1 protein-coding gene is annotated in these 260 nt (G+C 46.9%); it reads right to left on the bottom strand.

Features of this window, described 5'->3' with window-relative positions:
• Positions 1-260, bottom strand: a 260-nt coding sequence (locus LI126_RS14850) for an MFS transporter (protein ID WP_227165696.1), incomplete at both ends; no start/stop codon positions are given.

Genomic DNA, 260 nt, shown 5'->3' with positions numbered 1-260 from the left:
AAGCTCGGCCAGAATCAAACCTGTCAAAGTTGGCCCAATTGCCGGGGCAAACTTGATTACCAAAGCGCAGATTCCCATAATGCTACCAATCTTTTTTGGTGGGAAAATCTGCATCGCAATCGTAAACATCAGTGGCAGAATCAGACCGGTTCCAATCCCTTGAATCATTCGACCCGCCAATAGAACCGCAAAGTTAGGCGCCAGTGCTGAAATTGCCGCACCGATAATAAAATCCAGCAGGGCAAAAATCACAATCTGAC

It is taken from the genome of Mediterraneibacter sp. 210702-DFI.5.30 (assembly GCF_020560115.1).
Lineage (GTDB): Bacteria > Bacillota > Clostridia > Lachnospirales > Lachnospiraceae > Mediterraneibacter > Mediterraneibacter faecis.
The sequence above is the reverse complement of the archived record's forward strand: the minus strand, read 5'-3'. Positions and strand labels throughout refer to the sequence as shown.